Source organism: Altericroceibacterium spongiae (assembly GCF_003610805.1).
Classification (GTDB): Bacteria; Pseudomonadota; Alphaproteobacteria; order Sphingomonadales; family Sphingomonadaceae; genus Altericroceibacterium; species Altericroceibacterium spongiae.
The window spans coordinates 117,755-138,474 of the sequence record NZ_RAPF01000002.1 but is presented as its reverse complement, the minus strand read 5'-3'; the positions used below and the strand labels follow the sequence as shown (position 1 = coordinate 138,474).

Annotated in this window: 26 protein-coding genes; 13 read left to right on the top strand and 13 right to left on the bottom strand. The window is 58.9% G+C overall.

All coding sequences use genetic code 11. The features are described 5' to 3' along the window. Positions 1-9 precede the first annotated feature (9 nt). Positions 10-1,377, top strand: coding sequence for a surface lipoprotein assembly modifier (locus D6851_RS04220; protein ID WP_120323641.1), 1,368 nt, complete (start codon positions 10-12; stop codon positions 1,375-1,377). An 87-nt stretch (positions 1,378-1,464) separates the two neighbouring features. Further along, a complete protein-coding gene (locus tag D6851_RS04215) occupies positions 1,465-1,965 on the top strand; it encodes a GNAT family N-acetyltransferase (RefSeq protein WP_274379045.1) in 501 nt (166 codons plus the stop codon). Between the two features lie 133 nt (positions 1,966-2,098). Here D6851_RS04215 and D6851_RS04210 read toward each other — a convergent pair whose 3' ends face one another. Then, on the bottom strand, positions 2,099-2,455 hold the full coding sequence (locus D6851_RS04210; RefSeq protein ID WP_120323639.1) for a hypothetical protein: 357 nt from the start codon (positions 2,453-2,455) through the stop codon (positions 2,099-2,101). A gap of 124 nt (positions 2,456-2,579) precedes the next feature. Here D6851_RS04210 and D6851_RS04205 point away from each other — a divergent pair, with 124 nt between their 5' ends. The 6 genes from D6851_RS04205 (at position 2,580) to D6851_RS04180 (ending at position 6,485) form a co-directional block, all read left to right on the top strand. Continuing rightward, positions 2,580-3,332, top strand: coding sequence for a hypothetical protein (locus D6851_RS04205; protein ID WP_120323638.1), 753 nt, complete (start codon positions 2,580-2,582; stop codon positions 3,330-3,332). A gap of 87 nt (positions 3,333-3,419) precedes the next feature. Then, positions 3,420-4,088 (top strand): integrase arm-type DNA-binding domain-containing protein, encoded by a 669-nt coding sequence (locus tag D6851_RS04200; protein ID WP_238473934.1) that lies wholly within the window; start codon positions 3,420-3,422, stop codon positions 4,086-4,088. Next, positions 4,085-4,606: a tyrosine-type recombinase/integrase gene (locus D6851_RS04195; protein WP_120323637.1), complete on the top strand. Its 522-nt coding sequence runs from the start codon at positions 4,085-4,087 to the stop codon at positions 4,604-4,606. The genes D6851_RS04200 and D6851_RS04195 overlap by 4 nt, the downstream gene beginning before the upstream one ends. Then, the gene (locus D6851_RS04190; protein WP_225082250.1) at positions 4,599-4,997 is read left to right on the top strand and encodes a type II toxin-antitoxin system RelE/ParE family toxin; all 399 of its coding nucleotides are present in this window, start codon (positions 4,599-4,601) and stop codon (positions 4,995-4,997) included. The genes D6851_RS04195 and D6851_RS04190 overlap by 8 nt, the downstream gene beginning before the upstream one ends. Beyond that, entirely contained in the window at positions 4,984-5,313 is a 330-nt protein-coding gene (locus D6851_RS04185) for a helix-turn-helix domain-containing protein (RefSeq protein ID WP_120323635.1), read from the top strand. The genes D6851_RS04190 and D6851_RS04185 overlap by 14 nt, the downstream gene beginning before the upstream one ends. Continuing rightward, the gene (locus D6851_RS04180; RefSeq protein WP_147395429.1) at positions 5,310-6,485 is read left to right on the top strand and encodes a sulfotransferase domain-containing protein; all 1,176 of its coding nucleotides are present in this window, start codon (positions 5,310-5,312) and stop codon (positions 6,483-6,485) included. The genes D6851_RS04185 and D6851_RS04180 overlap by 4 nt, the downstream gene beginning before the upstream one ends. A 3-nt stretch (positions 6,486-6,488) precedes the next feature. On the opposite strand, the gene D6851_RS04175 is transcribed toward D6851_RS04180, so the two are convergent. Then, on the bottom strand, positions 6,489-7,691 hold the full coding sequence (locus tag D6851_RS04175; protein ID WP_147395428.1) for a radical SAM protein: 1,203 nt from the start codon (positions 7,689-7,691) through the stop codon (positions 6,489-6,491). Between the two features lie 121 nt (positions 7,692-7,812). Then, positions 7,813-7,938 (bottom strand): hypothetical protein, encoded by a 126-nt coding sequence (locus tag D6851_RS18175; protein WP_274379042.1) that lies wholly within the window; start codon positions 7,936-7,938, stop codon positions 7,813-7,815. Positions 7,939-8,102: 164 nt separating this feature from the next. Here D6851_RS18175 and D6851_RS04170 point away from each other — a divergent pair, with 164 nt between their 5' ends. Both D6851_RS04170 and D6851_RS04165 read left to right on the top strand, forming a co-directional pair. Next, a complete protein-coding gene (locus D6851_RS04170; protein WP_120323632.1) occupies positions 8,103-10,523 on the top strand; it encodes a hypothetical protein in 2,421 nt (806 codons plus the stop codon). 20 nt (positions 10,524-10,543) lie between these two features. Then, a complete protein-coding gene (locus D6851_RS04165; protein WP_183029982.1) occupies positions 10,544-11,566 on the top strand; it encodes a hypothetical protein in 1,023 nt (340 codons plus the stop codon). Here the strand turns inward: D6851_RS04165 and D6851_RS04160 are convergent. Beyond that, entirely contained in the window at positions 11,563-12,198 is a 636-nt protein-coding gene (locus tag D6851_RS04160) for a hypothetical protein (RefSeq protein ID WP_120323630.1), read from the bottom strand. The genes D6851_RS04165 and D6851_RS04160 overlap by 4 nt on opposite strands. 73 nt (positions 12,199-12,271) lie before the next feature. On the opposite strand from D6851_RS04160, the gene D6851_RS04155 reads away from it, so the two are divergent. From D6851_RS04155 to D6851_RS04145, 3 genes are read left to right on the top strand one after another with little or no spacing between them, the layout of a single operon-like run. Further along, on the top strand, positions 12,272-13,693 hold the full coding sequence (locus D6851_RS04155) for an FAD-dependent oxidoreductase (protein WP_120323629.1): 1,422 nt from the start codon (positions 12,272-12,274) through the stop codon (positions 13,691-13,693). 2 nt (positions 13,694-13,695) lie between these two features. Next, complete coding sequence (locus D6851_RS04150) at positions 13,696-14,190, top strand: VOC family protein (RefSeq protein ID WP_120323628.1); 495 nt, start codon at positions 13,696-13,698, stop codon at positions 14,188-14,190. Between the two features lie 3 nt (positions 14,191-14,193). Continuing rightward, positions 14,194-15,087 carry a hypothetical protein gene (locus tag D6851_RS04145; protein ID WP_120323627.1) on the top strand — a complete coding sequence of 298 codons (894 nt, stop codon included), beginning with the start codon at positions 14,194-14,196 and terminating at the stop codon, positions 15,085-15,087. Between the two features lie 376 nt (positions 15,088-15,463). Here D6851_RS04145 and D6851_RS04140 read toward each other — a convergent pair whose 3' ends face one another. The 9 genes from D6851_RS04140 to D6851_RS04100 all read right to left on the bottom strand — a co-directional run bounded on the left by D6851_RS04140 (position 15,464) and on the right by D6851_RS04100 (position 20,694). Beyond that, complete coding sequence (locus D6851_RS04140) at positions 15,464-15,865, bottom strand: hypothetical protein (RefSeq protein ID WP_120323626.1); 402 nt, start codon at positions 15,863-15,865, stop codon at positions 15,464-15,466. Continuing rightward, the gene (locus tag D6851_RS04135; RefSeq protein ID WP_120323625.1) at positions 15,855-16,301 is read right to left on the bottom strand and encodes a hypothetical protein; all 447 of its coding nucleotides are present in this window, start codon (positions 16,299-16,301) and stop codon (positions 15,855-15,857) included. The genes D6851_RS04140 and D6851_RS04135 overlap by 11 nt, the downstream gene beginning before the upstream one ends. A 41-nt stretch (positions 16,302-16,342) precedes the next feature. After that, positions 16,343-16,795 carry a hypothetical protein gene (locus tag D6851_RS04130; protein WP_120323624.1) on the bottom strand — a complete coding sequence of 151 codons (453 nt, stop codon included), beginning with the start codon at positions 16,793-16,795 and terminating at the stop codon, positions 16,343-16,345. A gap of 122 nt (positions 16,796-16,917) precedes the next feature. Continuing rightward, a complete protein-coding gene (locus D6851_RS04125) occupies positions 16,918-18,030 on the bottom strand; it encodes an endonuclease/exonuclease/phosphatase family protein (RefSeq protein WP_120323623.1) in 1,113 nt (370 codons plus the stop codon). Positions 18,031-18,115: 85 nt separating this feature from the next. Next, positions 18,116-18,400, bottom strand: a complete 285-nt coding sequence (locus D6851_RS04120) for an HU family DNA-binding protein (RefSeq protein ID WP_120323622.1) — start codon at positions 18,398-18,400, stop codon at positions 18,116-18,118. A gap of 19 nt (positions 18,401-18,419) precedes the next feature. Then, positions 18,420-18,890, bottom strand: a complete 471-nt coding sequence (locus D6851_RS04115) for a hypothetical protein (protein WP_120323621.1) — start codon at positions 18,888-18,890, stop codon at positions 18,420-18,422. 109 nt (positions 18,891-18,999) lie between these two features. After that, on the bottom strand, positions 19,000-19,206 hold the full coding sequence (locus D6851_RS04110) for a hypothetical protein (RefSeq protein ID WP_120323620.1): 207 nt from the start codon (positions 19,204-19,206) through the stop codon (positions 19,000-19,002). Between the two features lie 19 nt (positions 19,207-19,225). Then, positions 19,226-19,864 carry an OmpH family outer membrane protein gene (locus D6851_RS04105; protein WP_120323619.1) on the bottom strand — a complete coding sequence of 213 codons (639 nt, stop codon included), beginning with the start codon at positions 19,862-19,864 and terminating at the stop codon, positions 19,226-19,228. Further along, entirely contained in the window at positions 19,861-20,694 is an 834-nt protein-coding gene (locus tag D6851_RS04100) for a SapC family protein (protein WP_120323618.1), read from the bottom strand. Before D6851_RS04100 ends, D6851_RS04105 begins: the two co-directional genes overlap by 4 nt. Between the last annotated feature and the right edge of the window lie 26 nt (positions 20,695-20,720).

Genomic DNA, 20,720 nt, shown 5'->3' with positions numbered 1-20,720 from the left:
TTCCGTTTCGTGGCCCTGTTTTCCATTCTGCTTTTCGGAGCGGCTTCGGCGTCTGGTGCCGGGGCTGCTCCCGATGAGCTGCCCCCAACAACAGCCTCATTGCCGCTCTCCGAGCTGCAATGCGCGGATGCTGCGCCCTGCGAGACGGTTTCGCCAGCCCGACTCTTCGCCTTCGCAGAACGTCTGGTGAAGGTAGGCCGTCTCGATGCAGCCGAACAAGTGCTGCGTGCGCTGATCGCCAACCGCAACCTGAACGTGCGAAGCGAAGCGCGTTTCCGGCTCGGAAACCTGCTTGCCAATAGTGGAGATCTGGAAGGCGCGAGCAAGACATATCGAAGACTGCTGGACGAAAAGCCTGATGCGACTCCCGTCCGTTTGGAGCTAGCGCGGGTTCTCGCACTGTCGGGACATGAGGATGCGGCGCGTCGCCAACTTGAACGAGCGAGCAGCGCCGGTCTTCCCGACGATGTCGCAGCTCTTGTGGATCGCTACTCGCTCGCCTTGCGCTCCCGCCAGAAATTCGGCGGCGGCTTCCAATTGGGGTTCGCGCCGGACAGCAATATCAATCGCGCCACTTCAGATAGCACTGTGTCTGTTGGGTCCGTCCCCGTAGAACTGGACGAGGACGCGCAAGCTCAATCTGGCCTTGGAGTGACACTAGCAGGCAATGCGTTTCTGCGAATTCCTCTCACGGATGATGCCAACCTGCTCACCAATTTGAGCGCTGGTGCGAACATCTATGGCGAGAGCCAGTTCAATGACATCAGTACAAGCATTTCGATCGGCCCGGAGCTTTTGCGCGGGCGGTCACGCTTTCGCCCCCAATTGGTGGCCAGCAAACGCTGGTTTGGGAATAGAGCCTATTCGACGAGCTATGGCGGGCGATTGAACTGGCGAAGACAACTCGACGCATCTAGCCAGGCCGAACTGGATGCTATCGTGCTGCGCTATGATTATGACCAAAATGATGGGCTCGACGGATATCTGGTCAGTGGTGTCCTACACTATGAACGCGCGCTTTCGTCTCGCCTTTATGGTCGTCTTGGCTTTCGAATTGACCGCCAAGATACGCGCGACCCTGCCTACGCAACATGGACTGTTGGCGCAGATATGCTCCTGTCACGCGAAATTGGCCGTCAATCGATATTCACCCTCCTGTCTTATCATCGCATTAGCGCCGACGCGGCCTTTCAGCTCCCTCCTACGCGGCGCGACGATAAACTGTTCGAAGCGTCGGGCGGCATATTGCTTCGCAGCTTGTCTTTCAACGGGCTTGCCCCCGCCGTCCGCTTGCGATGGACGCAAAGTCACTCGCCAGTGTTTTTCTATGATTATTCTCGTCTTCGCGCGGAGATATCACTTACGCGAGATTTCTAGAGGGAAGATCTAAACAAAGGTGATCGATCAAGAACTTTTGGCACGCGCCATTGCGACGATTATAATCGTGGACGACTACATGAAGGCATTTCGGTAGAATGCTGCGCTCGGCAGCCCCGGCGAACGGCCGAACCCCATCAGGACGGTGGCCCAGCCGTCAGCTATCCTCTCACGGCACAAATGCTTCAGGCGATGCTCGACGAAGGAAAGACGAATCCTCCCAACCGGCTCTGCTGGATGGCGCAGGAGAAAGAGGAATTTGTCGGTCACATCCAGCTCGCGCTGGATTGGCGCAACGGCAATGCGACCCTGTCGCGCGTGGTCATTGCTCCGCAAATGCGGGGTCAGGGAAAAGGCAGCCAGATGCTGCGCCTCGTCACCGAGCATGCCTTCGGCTTCGAAGCGATCGAGCGCGTCGAACTGAATGTCTACGCCTGGAATACGGTGGCCATAAAAGCCTATGAAAAGCTGGGCCTTACGCTGGAAGGCACGCGTCGTTCATCCGCTCTGGTGGAAGGCGAACGCTGGGACACATGCATAATGGGGTTATTGCGAAGCGAATGGAAGGCGCTGCACCAAGATGCATAAGATGAGCCTGCGTAGCCTGCGGTCAACGAAGTTGGCCCCACAATGTGGTGGGTGAGGCAGTTGCAGCTACCGAGACCTCGCGTGTTCGCAGGATCCTACAGTCGGCTTCAGCACCTCGAGACTATCCCCATTATCACGCAAGGGCATGCGCCCCGCTGTGCTCGCCCGCGCGCTCCCATGCCCCCATGATGACGCCTTCGAAGAGCATGCGGCTCTGCTCATCACGCCAGGTCACTTCAAGCGTACCCTTGTGATCGTTGAGTTCCACGATCGCACCGGCCCACTGACGCTGGTAGCGATGCGAAAGGAGGGCGACTGCCGCCGACGCCGAGCCCCAGGCAGCCGTCACGCGGGCGATCCGCCAGCTTTCAGTATCGGAATTGGTCGCGCTGACCAGTGGCGGATCGACAACAATGCCGGGCGCATCCACGCCGTTCTCACTCATCGTGAAATCGTCGCTAAATTCAAAGGCCAAGGGCGTGTAAGTCACTTTGTATCTCCTGAACACGTTGCTCAGGCAAGTTAGGGTGCCATGGCGAGCAACGCTATGGAAGAAAGCGAGAACCGCCGAGAACCGCTCTTGGGTGACGGTGCCGGAATCGCTACGGTTCACTATGGCCGCCGCCGATTTTCTTGATGATGCCCAGCTACTGCACGATCGCGCGCAGGCGCATCGCCGCGAGTTCAACGGGATGGTCAGTATCGGCCAGAACCGGCTGTGGGCCGTACGCCGTACGATGCTTCCCGATGGCGCAACGCATGGCGCCGAACTCGTCATCGATCGTGCGATCCTGCGACGGACGAAACCGATCGTCGCGGATATCGCCAACAATCTCGTTCACGCGCTGGACCATATCGCAGCAGCGGCCCGGCGTCAGGCGAACACCGGCAAAGCGGGCAGGCTCTATTTTCCTATCACGGTGGACGACACGCAATATGCCGAGCGTATCACGAAGGCGGCCGAGTTTGTCGGGGCAGGCTGGAGCGACCTGTTCACCGCTGCCCGCGAGCAGCACCGCCTGTATCTGCCCTATCTGCAAACGATCAAGCAGCTCTCCAATAAGGCCAAGCACTGGGAGCTGGGGCCGGGCATGGCTGGCGCCCATGCTGTCCAGTGGTTAGCGCCGAACCACAGGATCGAGCAGATACCAGCAGGGCACTTTGCGGCGCAGGACAGCTTCCGCTTTTGGGAAGGCCCTGAGCCGTTCCCGAACGTCGGTGTGCAGATCGTTGCCAGCTTCCGGATAAGGGGTGAGGATCTCAACGAAGTAGACTTGGAATCCGTTGTCTCGACGAGCTCGAATTTCGTCGCCAACTTGCTGGGGGCGAGCCGGGCCTTTCTCGATCAGGCGGACGCCGCGGCCTGAGGCACACCGGACGCCGCCATGCGGCAGAAAGAGATTGTTAAGCAATAGGTTACGCGAAGTTGTTCCTCTACAAAGAGGAGCAAGTCAATGCAAGCAAATGGCCATCTGCTACCAGCGAATGGAGCCACGAATCATCTTCCTGCTCAATCCGGTGCAGGGCGCGGGAGCGATGAAAAGGCGAAGCCGAGCAATCGGGTTAGGCTCAACGGCAATATCGTTCGGCGCAAACCCGGCAAGCGCATTCGGGAGTATTGGGACATCGACCTGCCGGGCTTTGGCCTGCGAGTAAATCCCGGCGGCAGGCGGACATGGTTTGTGCTGTTCCGTCAGCGCGGCAAGCTACGGCGGGTGTGGCTGGGAACCTCCCGCGACATCTCGCCCGCAACGGCCCGCTGCCTCGCGCGGGCGAAACTGGCGGAGGTGGCGCTGGACGGCCTGCCAACGCGCAAGAAGGCCCGAGCTGCGCAGAAGAGCGACGCGCCCTTGCTACGCGACTACGCCGAACGCTTCTGGGCTGACTATTCGCGACACTGGAAACCATCGACCCGCAAGCGCAACGAGAGCGCCATCTTCAAGGAAATCCTTGGCGCATTCGGCGACCGGCGCATCGACGAACTGGCGAAGGGCGACATCCTGTTCTGGCGTGACAGCTTTGTCGAGCGGCCCGGTGTGTTCAACCACACCTTGCCGGTGTTCGCCGATGCCGCCGAGCGCGTATCTGGCTCCATCGCTCGCCTGATCGGAGTTGGGCAATGAACGCGCTGACCCTGCGGGGAATCGTCGCCGAGGAACCCGGCAGCCTCAGGCTCCATGTGATTGGCAAGTGCGGCGGCCTAGGAGAGTTGACTGACAGCAAGACCGGCCCGCGCACGGTCTGGCTGGCCGAAGCAGCTGCAACCATCCTCCACGCGCTGCCGCGCCGTGATAAGCAGCGTTATGTGTTCTGGAACCCGGCCACCCAGCGCCCAATCACCGATATCGGCAATTTGTGGAGCAAGTTGCGTGACGAAGCTGGCCTTCCTGGCGTCCGCATCCACGATCTGCGGCACAGCTTTGCCAGCCATGCCGCCGCCCATTCCGAAACCCTGCCGATGATCGGCAAGTTGCTTGGCCATGCCGATGTTCGGACCACGACCCGCTATGCTCATCTTGACGATGGGCATGTGATCGAAGCAGCACAGCGCATCGGCGACCTGATCGAGCAAAATATGAGCGGCTCAAATTCATTGAGCCATAACACTAAGTATGATAGTGAGCCGTTGCTGCATGACTGAGAACCCGCGCATCCCCATCTACGCCAACCGCTGGTTCGCCAAGTTCGCGGCAAAGGAAAAGATCAGCGATGCCTCGCTTACTGATGCCGTGCATCGGGCCGAATCCGGCCTGATCGATGCCGATCTTGGCAACGGCCTTATCAAGCAACGCATCGCGCGCCAGGGCGGAGGCAAATCGGGCGGCTATCGCTCGATCCTGATCTTCCGCTCGGGCGAGCGGGCCATATTCGTGTTTGCCTTTGCCAAGAGCGACAAGGCGAACCTGAGTGCAGCGGAACTGAAGGTCTATCGCAAGGCTGCCAGCATCATGCTGGAGCTGGGCGATGACCAGATCGAAACGGAAATTGAAGCAGGCCGATTGGTCGAGGTGAAAGACGATGAGCAAGGCTAAGGCAAAGACCTACAAGAGCGAGGCGATGGCCGCCGTCCACGAGATGATGGAAGGCCTCCACGACGCGGGCAGCATCGACAAGCGCACCATGCGCGAGTTCGATGAAGCCTGCCTTGCGCCTGCGCCGGTTCTGTCACCGGACGAGATCAAAGCGATCCGCGAGGCGGAGCATGTCTCGCAGCCAGTGTTCGCGCGCTATCTCAACGTATCGAAGAATCTCGTTTCTGACTGGGAACGTGGAGCGAAGAAGCCAGGAGGCCCCGCGCTGCGGCTCCTTTCGATCATCCAGCGCAGCGGGCTGGATGCGGTGGCGTGAACTGGGTCAGCAATGTGGGAACAGCGGCGCGCATGGAAACTCGACGCTGGCGGACGACTGATCGCTGTGAACCGACCATTGTCGTGTATGCTGACCAACCATCGCTTGACGCGTTGACAAGAATCGCGCCGCGCGGTGGCGATCCTCTGGCTGGACTTTTCGACTATGCCCTTCTGGACGGTTCGGATGATACATGGGTACATGCGCTTCCAAACGATACCAAGCGCCTGTCGGTGGATGAGCTAGGCCAGATCCTCCCTTCAGATGCTGTGTTCCTAGTAGGCGGACCGAGGGCTTCGAAGCGGATCGATCATTTGGCGCTCGCGGGCTATCCCCACGTCTACAACCTCAACGAAATGGCGCGCGACACGTCAGCAAAGCGACGGCTACTGGTCGCGCTTGCGCCCAGTTTTTCGGGAAGCAGGGTTCCCGCGATGCTCGACCCGATCGCGCAGACCGAGCCGCATCATACGCTGAGCGATCCGCTTCATCTGCCGCTGCCCTCGCAATTGGTCTTTCTGGTCAACAGCTTGCCCAAGTCGGGCTCGGTGTGGCTGTGCGGGATGCTCGAACATGCAATGGATATCTCCGGTTCAGACCGAGTGCGCATTTCGCACTGCGCCGATCTCGTCTTTGACCAAAACCAACCCAATCTTGGTGGCGCTGTTTCGCTTGTGCGTGACATGCGCGACGTTGTAGTCTCATGGTTTCACGACGTCGCGAAATCCGATCTAAGAACCGGGTTCGAGCGCGCGCGCTATCCCGATATCGCCAGCTTCTATTTCGAATGCTTCGTCGGGCTGATCGGAAAATCGGATCGCTATTTCGGCGGCGACTTGATCGGGTGGATTGATCGCAACTGCGCGAATTACTGCCCGCTAATCAAATATGAGGACATGGTCGCGGATCCGCAGCGGGCCCTGACAAAGGTGCTAAATGCCTGGCGGATCCACGTGCCCGAAGCGCAAGTGGCGGCCGCGGCGCGAGCCTTCGAGCCCTTCAGTCTACGAAAGTCAGGCGGTCCGCGCGATGGTTATGTCGGCAAGATGTACCAGCACGGCCACTTGCGTAATCCAGGATCGGGCAACTGGCAAAAAGAACTGCCGGCCGAAGTCTTGAGTGATATCGAGCGCCGCTATTCCGACTACCAACAAAGGCTTGGCTACGCCTGATGCCTAAGCAGGCTGGCGCAACTGAGCGGACACGAAACTGGCCACCGCGTCGGTCAATGTCTTAACATGGATTACACATTCAGTGGTTTCGCCTGATGCGAAGGCACCGTTTTCGACCAGCTGCGTGAGCTCGAATCCGCCGGGGCACATAGCATGATAGTCGCAGGTCTGGGCACAATGACGATGGCTCTTGCCGAAATCGTCCATCATGCGCTCAAGCTTGTGTCCGCCCAGCATTTTGGCGAGCGTCTGCTCCTCGATATTGCCGAGGCTAAGCCCCTTTCCGTCGCCGTAATGATCGGCCAGGAACTCGGCACTGAGACCGGCGTAGAAAGTTGTGATCTCGCCGCGAGCATCGCAGTTGAGCTGGCGCAAGGGCGCGGTTCCGGCGCGGAGGAATTCAGCGGGCTGGGGCGCAGTCGCAGCACGGATACGCCCCAGCGTCTGCGAGAAATTTCGCACTGGCAGGTTGCGTCCCTTTGCGCTCTGCGCAAGCGACAGCATCGTTCGGTAGAATTCGGAATATTTTCGCGTGTCGTTGCGCGAATAGCCGATCGTTGGTCCTCCATCCGCGTGATTGGCGAGGATGTTAAAATGAAAATCGGTGAGGTCATCGGCACGATCGAGAAAGAAGTCAAAGAACTCTTGCGGCTGCGCCAATGTCTCTGCCGTCACGACTGCGATCGCGTTGAATTTAATGCCGTGCTCCGCAAGCAGATCCATCCCGCGCACGGCTTGCGTGTGCGAGCCGCGTCCAGACCAGTTGACACGCAGTGGATCGTGCAGTTCGCGCGGGCCGTCGCAGCTGACGCCAAGCCGTAAATGGTCGCGATGGCGCTGGAAGAATTCGCACCACTTATGGTCGATCAGCGTGGCGTTGGTCTGAAAATCGAACGTGATCCGGGCGGGCGTTCCCGCATCGTCATTGTTAAGTGCTAGGACTAGATTGATCGCCTCGTCATAATATTCGGGTGGCAGCGAGAGAGGCTCGCCTGAATGCCAAACGATCGAGACTTCGTCAGCAAGCAGTTCCAGTTGCTTGATCTGTGAGAAAAGCTTGCCGATCATCGGAATCGGCATTCTGTGGGAGAGTTTACGGCTGGCAGGACTTAGATCGCAATAGGTGCAATTGAGATTGCACAGCGGCGTCCCCTGAAGAACGATCATCTCGACCGGAAGGAGGTCAACCCGCCTAGAATCTATCACTTACCAATGCCCTCGCGCCGGATAGAACCGTGCTACTGTTTTGCCTCTGCCCTAACGCCATCATACGGAGGAGGGCGGGATGGTCTGTCGACGCCAAGCGGCAGCCGACAGACCAAAAAAATCAGCGGCGCATCGCCGGGCCCCAGCTCTTCTGGACAGAAGCGTCAGAAGCCATGACCGCATCCAGACGTCCGGAAGCAGCGGCGTTCTTGATTTCTTTAAGGCAGTTCTTGATTGTGTCAGACATGCTTTGTCCCTCTTGCTATCGCTCATCGACGCCAGGATGCGTCAGAAAGGGATGATATAGCGCGAAACCATTGAGTCAAACTTTTGTGTTGTGTGTTAAATCCATTGCTTTCAACCGCTCGAGGCAAATAGAGTATCGGACCAATTACGGTCGACCAACGCGAAATGGTGGGGGTGCGCGACGTGACTTCTCGTGCGGTAAAGCGGTATGTCCGCCAGGCTCTGGAATCTGGCGAGATTGCGGACTGTCGCCATTTTCCGACGGAGGATCGAGCGGTCGATGCCGATTTCCTCCGTTCGCTGATCCTTGGCGGTTTGCCTACGGGGATGCGGATTGTTGGGCTTAGAATCGAAGGGGCGCTGGATTTGCGCGATTGCGGGTCCGAAGCTCAGCCACTGCCAGCCTTGCGGATTGAGCAATGCAGTTTCGTTGCTCCCACACCTGCGGCTGGGCAAGGGGCGCTTTCAGCCGTCTCGCTTGATTTGTCGCGCTCGCATGTCGCTTCGCTGTCGTTGCACGGCTCGCGCTTCGTGAGCCTTTGTTGCCGGGGCATGGCCTGCCGCTCAGAAGTTGATTTGACCGAGGTCGGCCCGAGCGACGAGAGCGGGCTATGCTGGATCGACATGTCCAATGCCGTGATCGGAGGAAACATCGTTGCGGTCGGGGCACACCTACAATCACCCCGGAACGATTCAATTGAGTCAGGCGAGCGGTCAACCTGTACCGGTCTTGTGCTACAAGAGGCCGAAATCGGGGGGACGCTCAATCTGTACAGGAGCAAGGTAATCGGTGGCCTGTCTCTTTATCTCGCGCGACTGAAAGGTGATTTGTGGCTTGGCCAGTGTCGTCTTGTCGCGCATAACGGATGGGCACTCAATGCCAACGATGCTGAAATTGGCGCGATTTATGCCACTCGAGAGCCCCTCTTCGCAAAAGGATGTGTGGCCCTCAACGGTGCGCGCATCCGGTCGCGAATTAATCTTGAGAACGCCCGCATTTCGGCCAGCGAGACAATGGCCGTGTCGATGCGCAAGGCACATATCGGCGAGAGCGTGAGCCTTGAAAACGCGGATATGGAAGGGCGTCTGGGACTTGCTGGACTGCGATGCCAAGGCGATTTCAGTCTGCTCGGCGCGAGAATCGTGTCGAACGATCGCGATGCGCTGCTCGCCAGGGATGCTCAGATTCTCGGGAGCCTACATCTCTCGCTCCATCCTCGGTCGAAACGCCGGTTTAGTAGCAAAGGGCGCGTGATCCTCGATGGCTGCCATATTGGCAACGACCTCAATCTATGCGGCGCCGATCTTCACGGGGAATTCGAAGAGATAGAGGAGTTGGGTAACAAGCAGTACCATTCAGCTCTGCTTGCAGCGGATCTTCGGGTTGGCGGGTGCATCAAGCTAGGCGACAAGTCCGAACTGACTGGAGGGCAGCGCAGTCTCTGTTCAGAGGGCGCGTTGCGGATGCAGCGGGTCGAGGTCGGCAAAGACATTCAGCTGTTCAACACCAAGGTCGTAGGCATTGCGCCCAGGAAGAAAGTGCGCGACGCCGAGACCACCGACGTGTCCGGCTCCGCACCCGACAACACCGGTTTCGACCTCAGCTATTCCAAGGTCGGTGGTATCTTGATCATCGGCGACAACGATCTGACCGGGGCAGTGAACCTCTACTACACCAACACTGATATTCTGTGGGACACGAGCAATGGATATCCCAATGCCGACCTGTGTAAAAAGGACGACGTACATCTCGTTGGCTTTTCCTACCGAGTGCTCATGTTGCCCGATATGGGGGACGTGAACGATCCTGCCAACCTTCGTAAGACGGTCAATGTGCGCAAGGCGTGGCTTGAGCGCAGCCCCTACGATGCACAAGATTACGCTACGCTCGCCCGTGCGCTGCGTCGAAGCGCGCTGACCGACGAGGCGCGTGAAATAATGATCGCGCGTTTCGTCCGCGAGTTGGCCATGTTGGCGCGCGGGGTTAATGACCGGAAAGCTATGCCCTCGAAAACGGGTAGCGATGATATAATGTCACAGGCTCTCTGGCAACGCGTGGCGGCGCTCGCGCTCGCTGTTCCCAACTATCTATTCGCGCAGCTTGCCGACATTGCTAAGTACGTTTTGATGCAGGTCTATCGCCTGACATTCGGTTTCGGGCTGGACCCCCGCCGCGCGACCTTGACACTTCTCGTTTTCTTTGTGCTCGGCTGCTCCGTGTTCGCTGACGCTAATCGCAAGAAACTGATGATCGTCGACCAGCAGCCCGTCGCAACGCTCTCCGATCGATCGGCGATCGGCGCCGGACTGGCCAACAAAGTCGCAGACAACGTACCTTGCGGAGACATGATCGCCCCGAGCCTGTTTGCGCTCGACGTGTTCATTCCTCTGGTCGATCTGCGGCAGGAGTCCAAATGCGAAATCGGTTTGGCCGATGGGACCAAGGCCACGGCCTCGGAGGCGGCCTTCTTGAAGTTCTTCAAGGCCTTTTATGCGTTCTGCGGATGGATTGTGATTTCGCTTTCGATCCTGACTTTCTCCGGCTTTCTTCAGCGCCGCAATGAATTACTGGGGGGCGATGCGTGAGCCATGCGGAGTCAGGAACCGTGGGTCGCTTGTTGATCGATAGCGAGGCTGCAGCAGACCTCAGCCTTGGCCAAGTTCGTGATGCAGTTCTGCCATTGATCCGCAGCAATATCTACCGCGTCGATATCGACAAGCAGGCGATCGAGATTGACGGGCCGGATGTCTCCCATCAGCTAATCGATCCTGACTTGGAAGATGGCCTTCGATGGCTTGGTGTCGGATCGGGCGCACGATCGCGTTTCGATTTTCGTGAGCAGCGAAGCCGTCTTTTGCTCGCACTCGAAGATAGCTGGTGCGGGGTTTTTCTGGCCAGCCATCTTGCCACGCTGCGATCCGAAGAGCCTCTCACGATTATCCATCTGGACGACCACACCGACATGATGTCGACGCTGCTGGTTGTCGAGCAAAGTGCTGACGGCTCGTCAGCACTCGAGGATCCACTTACTGGGGTGCCGTTCGACCCCGCATCGCCCGCTGACTGGCACAGTGCGATCACTAGCGGAGCGATCACGATTGGCTCGTTTCTCACACCATTCTTTGCGCTTGATCGTATCGTAGAAGTTTTTCACCTCAAGGCCGATCTCGAAAAGGCCGAAACCTTCGCGGTCGCTCCGCAAGCGGTAGACCACGATCTGCTGGCAGGGTATCGGTTCCATGCGATTGAACTGTGCGACATCGCAGCCAATGCGAACCCGAAACGTCTCTACCGCCGATCGAATGACGCGCACGAACTGCTGATACAGCTAGCGGAAGATCGCCGCGCCGCGATCCATATCGACCTCGATTATTTCCTCAACGATTACAACGGAAACGCATGGCAGGTGGGCGAGATCGACGTGGTTGCGATGCGGAAGTGTGCGCTTGCGCGGCTGGACCATTTCTTTTCCGCCCTCGACCGATCTGGCATCTCGATCGCGTGCTGGATGATCGGCGTGTCGCCCGGCTTTTGCAGCGCGCGCCACTGGCGGTTCCTCATCGAAGAGATCGAGCGGCGGATCACCGATCTCGAAGCTTCTCCGGCGAGGCACCGTACGCGCGGCTAATCGGGCACGTCCGCCGAAGTGAAACAGGCGGTCAGCATCCAGATATGCTCGCCCTCCTGCAAGCGATGACGACGATGCCAGAAGCGGCTGCCATGGCCGAACATGATCGCGCCCTGTGGCGTGGCAATGGTCTTGAGCAGCGCGCCGGGAGCATCGTCGTCATTAGCATAGATTGAAAGATTCAGACCAGAGGCCTGCTCGTCGGGGCGAAACGGCGATGCGCTCAGGTAAAACAACAGAGTGACTTCGCAGTTGGAAGCATCGTCGCGGTGGGTTTCGAGAAAATCTCCCGCCTCGAAAAAAGTATAGCAGCTGGCATCGGGGCAATAGCGAAACCGACGTCCGAAGACGGGTTCGAGCAAGGCCGCAGAAGCCATGTTCCCGAGCACGTGGATTGCGGAGGGTCCAAGCGGTGCTACACGCGAACTGTAAGGCAGATCGGCGCTTTCCGATACCGCGCGCTTCGCCTCGGCACGCCTACAGCGCGCCTCGCGGGCAAGCTCTTCAAGCGTTTCGGAGGACATGGCATCGGGAAGACAATGAAACCCGAAATAGTCAATGGATTGCCGGATACGGTGCAGTTGCGCACCGTCAAGCCTTGATATCGCGGGTACAGGGGCAGCCTGCGTCATATTGATCGTTGATCCAATGGAAGAAATCGCGAAGACTTTGATAGCTGGTCGATCGAGTTAGGCAAGGAGGGGCATGCGTGAGGGACGGTTCGACGCGATGACAATTGTAAACATGGATTCCGCCCCCGCGTATGGAATTGCGGCGGATGTCGTCGTCGTTGGCGGTGGTATGGCCGGGCTCACCTTGGCCCGCAAATTAGCTCCCGGTCGTCGCGTCGTTGTCCTTGAGCGGGGTGGTGCGGCGCCGGGGGCGGTCGACCCCGCCTGTGCCGATGGTGAGGTTGCTGGGCTGCCCTATCCACTAGGCGAGATCCGCGATTTTCGTTTAGGAGGGTCTAGCTCTGTCTGGGCCGGATATATCGCGCCACTTGATCATCGCGACTTTGCGATCGGCACTGGAACAGAGCTTTGCGGTTGGCCGATCGAATTTGACGAACTAGCCATCTACGCGGATGAAGCCGCGTCATTGCTCAACGTTGCGAGCGCTGACTTTGATCCCAACCTGATGGATATACCGGCAGCACTGCGCAAGCAACTGTCTCCTCACGGGGTCGATCTGCGATATTGGCGCTTCAGTAAGCCCATCGTGCGTATGGCCGACAACTGGTCTCAAGATCTGGCGCGAAGCGCTGAAATCACCGTCCTGACAGGCGCACGCGCAATTGAGATCTTGCTGACGTACGCGCAGAACGAAGTAGAAGCGATCACCTGCATGGCTGCTGACGGAACACGCTTCGACGTTCGCGGAGGCATTTTCGTACTAGCATCAGGGGGCTTGGAGACGCCGCGTCTGATGTTGGCATCGCAAAGCCGGAACCCTTCTGGCGTCGGCAATGATGAAGGGATGGTCGGTTCCTGCTTCTGCGAGCATCCGCACCTCATGGTTCCAGGGTTCGAACTGGCGACCGACAGCGCGTTGAGCGCTTACGCGACTACCGGCACTCTGCGCGATGGCTCGCCTGCAACAGTGAACGTCGCGCTTCATGCGTGCGCGGCGAACCTCAACGCACGAGCTCACTTTTTCCGCACGCCTGCCATGGCCGAAGACGCCGTTCCCAAGCTCGGCATCTTTTTTGAGCAGTCGCCGATTATCAAAAGCAGGGTTTTTCTCGGGGACTGCTGCGATAGCAGCGGAGTGCGTCAGTTGGTCCTGGATTGGCGCATTGCCGAAAAGGATGTCGAGGAGTTTGCCGCTATCGCCAACACGCTGTCTGGGGCGCTCGCTCGTGCCGGCCATGGACGTTTCGTTCGTGAACTCCACCCGGCCGACATCGGACCGGAGCTTATCCTGCATTCCAACCATCAACTGGGTACGACGCGCATGGCCGTCAACGCCGAACAAGGTGTTGTTGACCGCAACGCCCGCGTATTCGGTGTCGACAATCTTTACGTGGCGGGTGGCAGTATCTTTCCAAGGGTCGGCTGGGCCAATCCAACCTTTACGGTCATGCAGTGTACGCTACGACTTGCGGATCATCTTGCGGAGTCAGTCTGAAAATGAACGTCCTCTCACCCCCGAATCGCGGAATGTCACATGTCGGTGTCGCGACCCACGATATGGAAACGACCATCGCCTTTTACACCGGGATTCTCGGCTTCCCAGTAGTTGCCGATCACGTTACCGAGATTGGCCAAGGAGGAAGGGTGCGCCAAGTCTACTTCGATATCGGTGTGGATACATATTTCGTGTTCATGGAATCCAAGGGCGTGCACGACATTCCCGAGGATTTTCCGACCGGGATCAACGAAGCTCTCGGCACGCCCGCAGGGATGTTCCACTTCTCGTTCAAGGTGGAAACTCGCGACGAACTGGCATCGCGTCAAAAGGCGCTCGGCAATCTAGGTATAGAGGTTTCGGACATCATCGACCTCGGTCACGCGGATTCGATCTTCTTCTTCGACCCCAATAATCTGCAGCTCGAATTCTGCTGGCATTCAAGGCAATTCGACGCTTCGGACATGGGCAAACGCGCCAGTGCGGATCTGGCCTAGACTGTGGATTTTGTTAGAACCTATAGCAGCTTCGAGCATGGTGCGCGCGAAGGCATGGCTACCGATGAAAAGGTGCGGCTACTTCGAATCGAAACACCGCTCGCTGAAGATCGGCTTTTGGCACTGTTCGAAGCTCCAGCATGGCCACTCGATCTGCTCGACAGCTTGCGAATGCCCGCCGGGAGCAGCTGGCTTTTTACCGACGATAGCGACGAAGAACGGCCATTCACTCTGCGCGACCGGGATGCCGTAGTAAGAGCGTGCGGCCTCAAAAGTGCTCCACTTGGCAGCTTTAGGCTGACCTGGTGGATTCGCAAATATGCAGAGCGATCCTCCCATATTGGGTGTGCGGACTGGTTATGCGATTTGGCCGACCGGAATAGAGGAAGCGGCCCTCTGGCTAAACTGCTCACGCGTGCACTGAGTGACACCGCGTTTCTGGCCGATCAAGCGGGTAATGGTCTCGCAGTCGAGCAGCTGACAATGGTGGTCAACAAGGACCCCACATCTGGACCGCTAGTCCTCACTCCACACATCCATGCCGACGAATATTATGGAGCCATGGAAAGTGCGATATGCTCATTCTTCGCCGAGGCCAGCTCCGGGCACGAAGCGCGCGGGACGCTGTTTTTCCCAACTCTCGTCGCTGGCGATCTCGGTAAAAGCGGCCGGATCGATGAAAGCGAATTCGTCGCCCGGTTTGGCCTTGCCGACGTCTATGCCTCCGCATCAGGCGAGCTTTTAATCTATGACGGAATGCAGTCACTAGATGGAGGAATCGACCTGAACCGAGGGTTGCCTCACGTGTCGGGTGATCGCAACGGACGTACTTGTCGTCTGATCATCTTGATGCGGTATGAGAATAGTCGACGCAGCACTGTTAAGGCGTATGCGTAGACTACCGCAACCGACTTAAGCCGGATATCTCCGTTCACTCTGATCGGACATCAAGGACGGCTAACAGCTCCTGCCCATTTTCTTGCTATTCGCTATGTAGAGCTTCTGACAGCAATTCGGCGCCTCAGTTGATGCACGATCACCACCTCGCAGAGGCCCATAGAACTCCCGCAGTTTGCCTCAACGCGATGGCTATCTGTTACCAATTCGGTCCCGGGTGAGATCAAGCATGCATCCTCGACTCTTCTCCTCAAGCCCGGTTTGGGCTAGGAAATCTGCGTGAAACCAAGGTCTTTGCCGTCAGAAATCGGGCGGGGAAGTGGTCGATCACAGCGGTCCAAATGGGGAACAACTTCGCGCACACCCGAAGCGCGGCTTAAGCCGCGCAAAGCCACGCGGCGAGGAGGTCGCCGAAGCCCCAGACAAGCGTGCCGATCACGCTGGATGCGGCAAGATAGCGCTTCTCCTTATTGCTCCAGTCGAGCATGGCGTTGACTGCCGCCTTGGTCGGATCGAACTCGCGCCGCAGATCCTCCACCGGGTCGCCACTGGGCGGCAATGCCGTCTCCGCAGCCTGCTCGGCTGTCCCGCGGCCCATGAACAGCATGAAGAAGGTGAGCGCGACAGCGATGGCACCGCCCCGTCCGCCGTCGGCCGGGCTATTGGCCAGGGCGGCAAGGGCGATACCGCCGAACGAAAACAGGATCGCGGCCGCCGTCGCCAGCTGGAGGGGGAGGGTTCCATTCGACGTGCGCGGGGCGGGCACCTTAGTCGCCATCGGATTCTTCCTTTTCCGGCTCATCGCTGCCGATGTGCCGGTAGCCCTGCGCGATCTCGCCGAGCCTCTCTTCCAGCTTGTGCGGATGGCGCGAAAAGACGAGGCCGACGACCTGACCGCCGTCGCGACTTACCAGGAAAATGCCGCGCCAGGGTGCCTCGGTGAGCTGGTGGTAGCCATCGAACCGTTCTGTGCCGCGCTTGAACTCGGGAAGCGCAGCAAAGCCGCGCTGGGCGGTCAGGCGCTCGACCTCCTTGGCGAAGGCATCAAGGGCGCGCAGCGCCTTTATGACGGGCCGCAGGCGCGCCTCGGAGCCATCGACCAAGGCCGATGCCGCGCGGAACTCGGCAACGCAGTCTTCGGCCGCCTGGCGGCGTTGCGCGCGAAAGGAATCTTCGTCCTCGTAAAGTATGGCGCCGCGATCCGGCTCGGTCACGCTTCACCTCTCCGCTACCTTTTGCCGCACGCAAGGCGACCTTATTTCTGGTCCACCTCGGCGAGAACCTCGCGAACATCCGCCAAGTCGGCATCCATCTGTTTGCGCCAGTCCACCGCAGTCATCGGCTCGGAAAGATTGAGCAGGCCCTTTTCGAACTGATCCTTTTTGAGCCGCAGGAAAGTGGCCGTAACCTCGTCGATCTCCTCGGCCTCGTCCCCGTCGAGAACGATTTCAAAGCGGTTCTGGCCCGTCTTGCGGACGCGCACTGCGCCAGCCAGCGCACCAGAACCGGCACCGGCAAGCAAGAGAACAGACTGGCCGGAAGCGAACTGAAGCGCCGCGCCAGCCAGGTGATCGCTGAGCGCACCCAGGCGGTCGCGAAGCGATTTCTTAAGGATCGCCGTAACCGATCCTCCCTTCGTGTTAATGGTCACGTCGGCCGAAGCGGCAATGTCGCCCGTGATCGGTGTGAGCTCGGCAATGTCCGTCATCTGCGGTCCTCAACTGGCTTCTCTGACCATACCTATAGCATAATGTTCCAGAAAATTCCAGATTAAATGGAAATGATCGGTCCCGGACACAAGAGGTCTCGCGGTCATGGCCGAACCCGCGGTCAGATGTCGATATCGGCCCAGATCGCGGCGTGATCAGAGCCGGCATCCTGTTTGCGTCCGACCTCGTCATAGGGCTCCCAGCGGCGCGGTCGCGAGCCGGGCCACATGCCTTTGCGGAACACTCCGCCAGCCTGTACCCGCTCGAAGAGTGACGGCGACAACAGGATATAGTCGATCTTGTTGCTGGCATTGCACAGGTCGTAAGTGCCCGGCCATCCGCCATCGTCGAACGCTGGATGTTCGAAGATGTCCTTAAGGTCGGTATCATCGAGCAGCGGCGCGAGCGGCGCGCTTCCGGGCGTATCGTTGAAATCGCCCATGATGGCGACATGTTCGACGCCATTTCCGCTCAGCTCGCGATAGATCTCGGCAACGCGTGCGGCCTGGACGCGGCGGCGGGCGTTGGACGAGGCTGTCGAACCATAGCCTTTGCTCTTGAAGTGATTGACCAGGATGACAAGCCGGACGCCCGAGGGCGTCGTCACCTCGAATTCGGGACAATCGCGCGAAAAGATCGTTTGCCCGTTGGCCAGGCGATCGTCGACATGGCTGCGCATCCGCCCGATAGGATAGCCTTCGCGGCTCATCAGCCCGACATCGATACCGCGTTCGTCATTGCCATCGATCAGCATCACATGGCGCAAGGGCGTGCCGCCCAAGGCGGGCAAGATCTCGGTGTTGAAGGCGGCGAGGACGGGGCGGCTTTCGGCCTCGACGACACCCAGGACATCGGCATCGAGATCCATCATCACGCGCGCGGTGTTGCGCATGGCGTGCTCATTGACGGGTTCATCGCGCAGCTCGAGCGAGCCGACCCAATCGGCGCGCCCGTTCGCCTCGATATGGATACCTCCATCCCGCGGCCGGCGCAGGAGACCACCGCGGTTGCGGCGCAGGAGCACGAACGGGCCGGTGTCCGATTTCTCCAGACCAAGTGCGGCCATGAGTTCAGCCATGCGGGTCTTGTCGGCCGCAGAATAGTCGATCTGCCCCAGCAGTTCGTTGAGTTGGGCGAATTTCTCGAGTACCGGGCGCCCCTGCTCCCAGGTATCGAGGTTCATCGCCTTGGCGCGATCGAACAGATTTTCGACATTGTAGACGGCAAGCTTCATCGCATCCCCCTTCCGGCTATTGCGATAGTGCCGCCCCCTTATTGCAGAATTTCGTCTGATCGCGGCCTTGTTGAAAGCGGTGCGCTCAGGCCGAGCGACCGTTAAGTTTGTCCTTGAGCGCCTTGGCAGGGCGGAAACCGATCTTGTTGGCAGCCTTGATGGTCATGGGCTCGCCGGTACGCGGGTTGCGCCCGTCGCGTGCGGGAGTTCGTTTGACCGAGAATTTACCGAAGCCATTGATCGCGATTTCATCGCCCTTTGCCGCCGCGTCACTGATGGCCGTAAAGACACCATCAACGATTGCTTTTACATCTTTCTTGGTCATCGCCAGGTCGGCGGACAGTTTTTCGATCAGTTCATTTCCAGTCATCAGTTACAATTCCAATTCTCTAGTTGGGAGTTGCGCCCAAAGCGTTGGCCGTCACCGGACCATCAGCAGGAGCAGATTGCAGTTCGACCACGAGGTGCAAGGGCTGCAACATATCGGGCGGCGGTAATGTGTCCAGGCGTTTTCCCTCGATCAGGCTGCGCAAATCGGCATTGGCCTCCTCATGAGCGAAGGGCGTGAAGTCGATCCTGGAAACAGTACCATCGTCAGCGATCCAGACTTTCAGCAAGAGCGAGGAGGATTGTTGGTTCTGGGCGTTGCGCATGCCATCGACATAGGATCGGAAGCGCAGCGCGGCCTCACTATCGCCTTTGAGCAAGCCGGTAAGGGCGGTCTGGACCTGCTCGGCATAGCGCACCCATTCAACAGGTGCAGCCGATGGAGAGACAGACTGGGCCGCCAGCGGCGTGCTTGACGCGATTACAATGCCGATCAAGGCGGCGAGCCGACCGGTCAAGCTTTTCAGCATCATTGTCACACTCCGAAGATCAGACGAAAAATTGCCGCCCAGCAAAGCGCACTGACGAGCAGGGCTTCGGGGAGGAAGCAATATGACTGCTTGCATGGATGGTGTGCGGTGCTCATGACCGCACCTGCCAGCTTCCCGGCTTGACCGTCCCGGGTGGAGAATTTGCAAAACCATAGGAGAACAGGTTCACGCCCCCATGGCTTTCCACCGCCCTTACGGCTTCGGCATGCAGCAAACCGAAGATAAAGCAGGCTGCGAGGCCGGTGACGAGCACACCAGCGGCAAAGCCCAGAGCGATCAGGCCGATAGCCAAGAGCATGATGCGATTTCCCTGTTGTCTAGCGAACCGCGGCATCGGTCCCTGATGGTTGTGGCTGAACGTCGGGCAGGCGTTCGCGTTCGAAAGTTATCGTCTGAATTCTCGCATCCAGAGCGGTGACGACATCGGAGGTCAGGTCGTTCGCAAAATTGCCGCCAAGCGCGGAATTGCGGTCGAACAGCAGCCCGCAATTTTTCTGCCGATAGACCTCGGCAATGACCGGCTGCGCTTCATTCGCAATACGGCTCATAGCCTTGGAGCGCGTCGCTTCAATCTCGCGACTTGCATGTGCGGCTCTACGCTGAAGGGCTTGCCATCTGGTGGCGAGGGCCTGGCGGTTCTCGTCGGTCGCTGCGCTGTTGCCTTCCAGTGCCCTGGTATCGATTTCCAGCTGGGCGCGTTCGGCATCCACTTCAGCCTGCACAGCTTCGGTTAGTTCCCCAAGGCGTGCCGATGCTGCCTTGCCGACAGCGGCATTGGCAAAGATCGCCTCGCGCGAAAGCAGGCAAACGCCGTCCACCACCGGCCCGCCGAGAGGCTGGGATTGCGACGCGGTTTGTGGCTGCGCGGCAGGTTGCGGCCCGCCGACTGTTTGCGCGCTGGCGACCGACGCGCTCGAGAGGAGGATGGCGGATAGCAGAGTCCTACGGGTAATCATGAGGCGACCTTTTTCGTTTTGGGGTTCGCGCGCTTTTGTGCGCCATCGGAATGTTCAGACTGTGAAACATCTGGATGTGACTTTGGCATGGCAGCCTGAAGGCGCAGCAGAGACTGGAACCTGTCCAGCGATGCGAGATGGAAATAGGCCCAGGCGAGATAGCCATTGTTGTGCCATTCGAGCACGATCTCATCGGGCAGCTTGGACAACTTCTCGGCATCGATGACCTGAAAGCCGTCGAGCCCGAGCTTGCGACCGTCCGGCAATGTCGCATCGGCGCGCCGGTCGATCAGCAAGTCCTGCGCTTTCAAGGCATCGGCAAAGGCGCGGGTCGTCGCAATGTCGTTCTGGAAGGCACCGCAAAAATCAAGCGCGCTTTGCGTCAATGCCGAAGGTTTGTCGTTTTCGAACAGCGGGACGCCTTCTTCACCGCCATCCATCACTCGCTCCGACCCTGCATCAATGGCAAGCGCGAAGCCATCCGGATCGGATGTAGCCACGAATGCGAAGGGGTAGCGGCGGACATAGGCGGGGACGTAGCTGTCGTCGCGCCAGACGCCATCTTTGACGAACAGATTGCGCTTTTCCAGACCAAGCACGGCCAAGGGCTGCGCATCATCGCCGGCAAAGACGATTGGATAGTTGCGCGAAGCGGCGGCGAGTTCGCTTACGAGAATCGGGACATAGGGCGCTTCGGCGGCAAAGGCGGCATCGCCATCCTTGAGCCGCCATCGAGAATGAACCTGCGAATGCAACAATTGCGGCACTTTGTAGAAGAGCGGCCGCGAGGGCGCATTCCCGGCCTGATCGGCCTGTGTCTTGTGTGTCATGATTGCTCCGAGAGATGTGGTAGCGG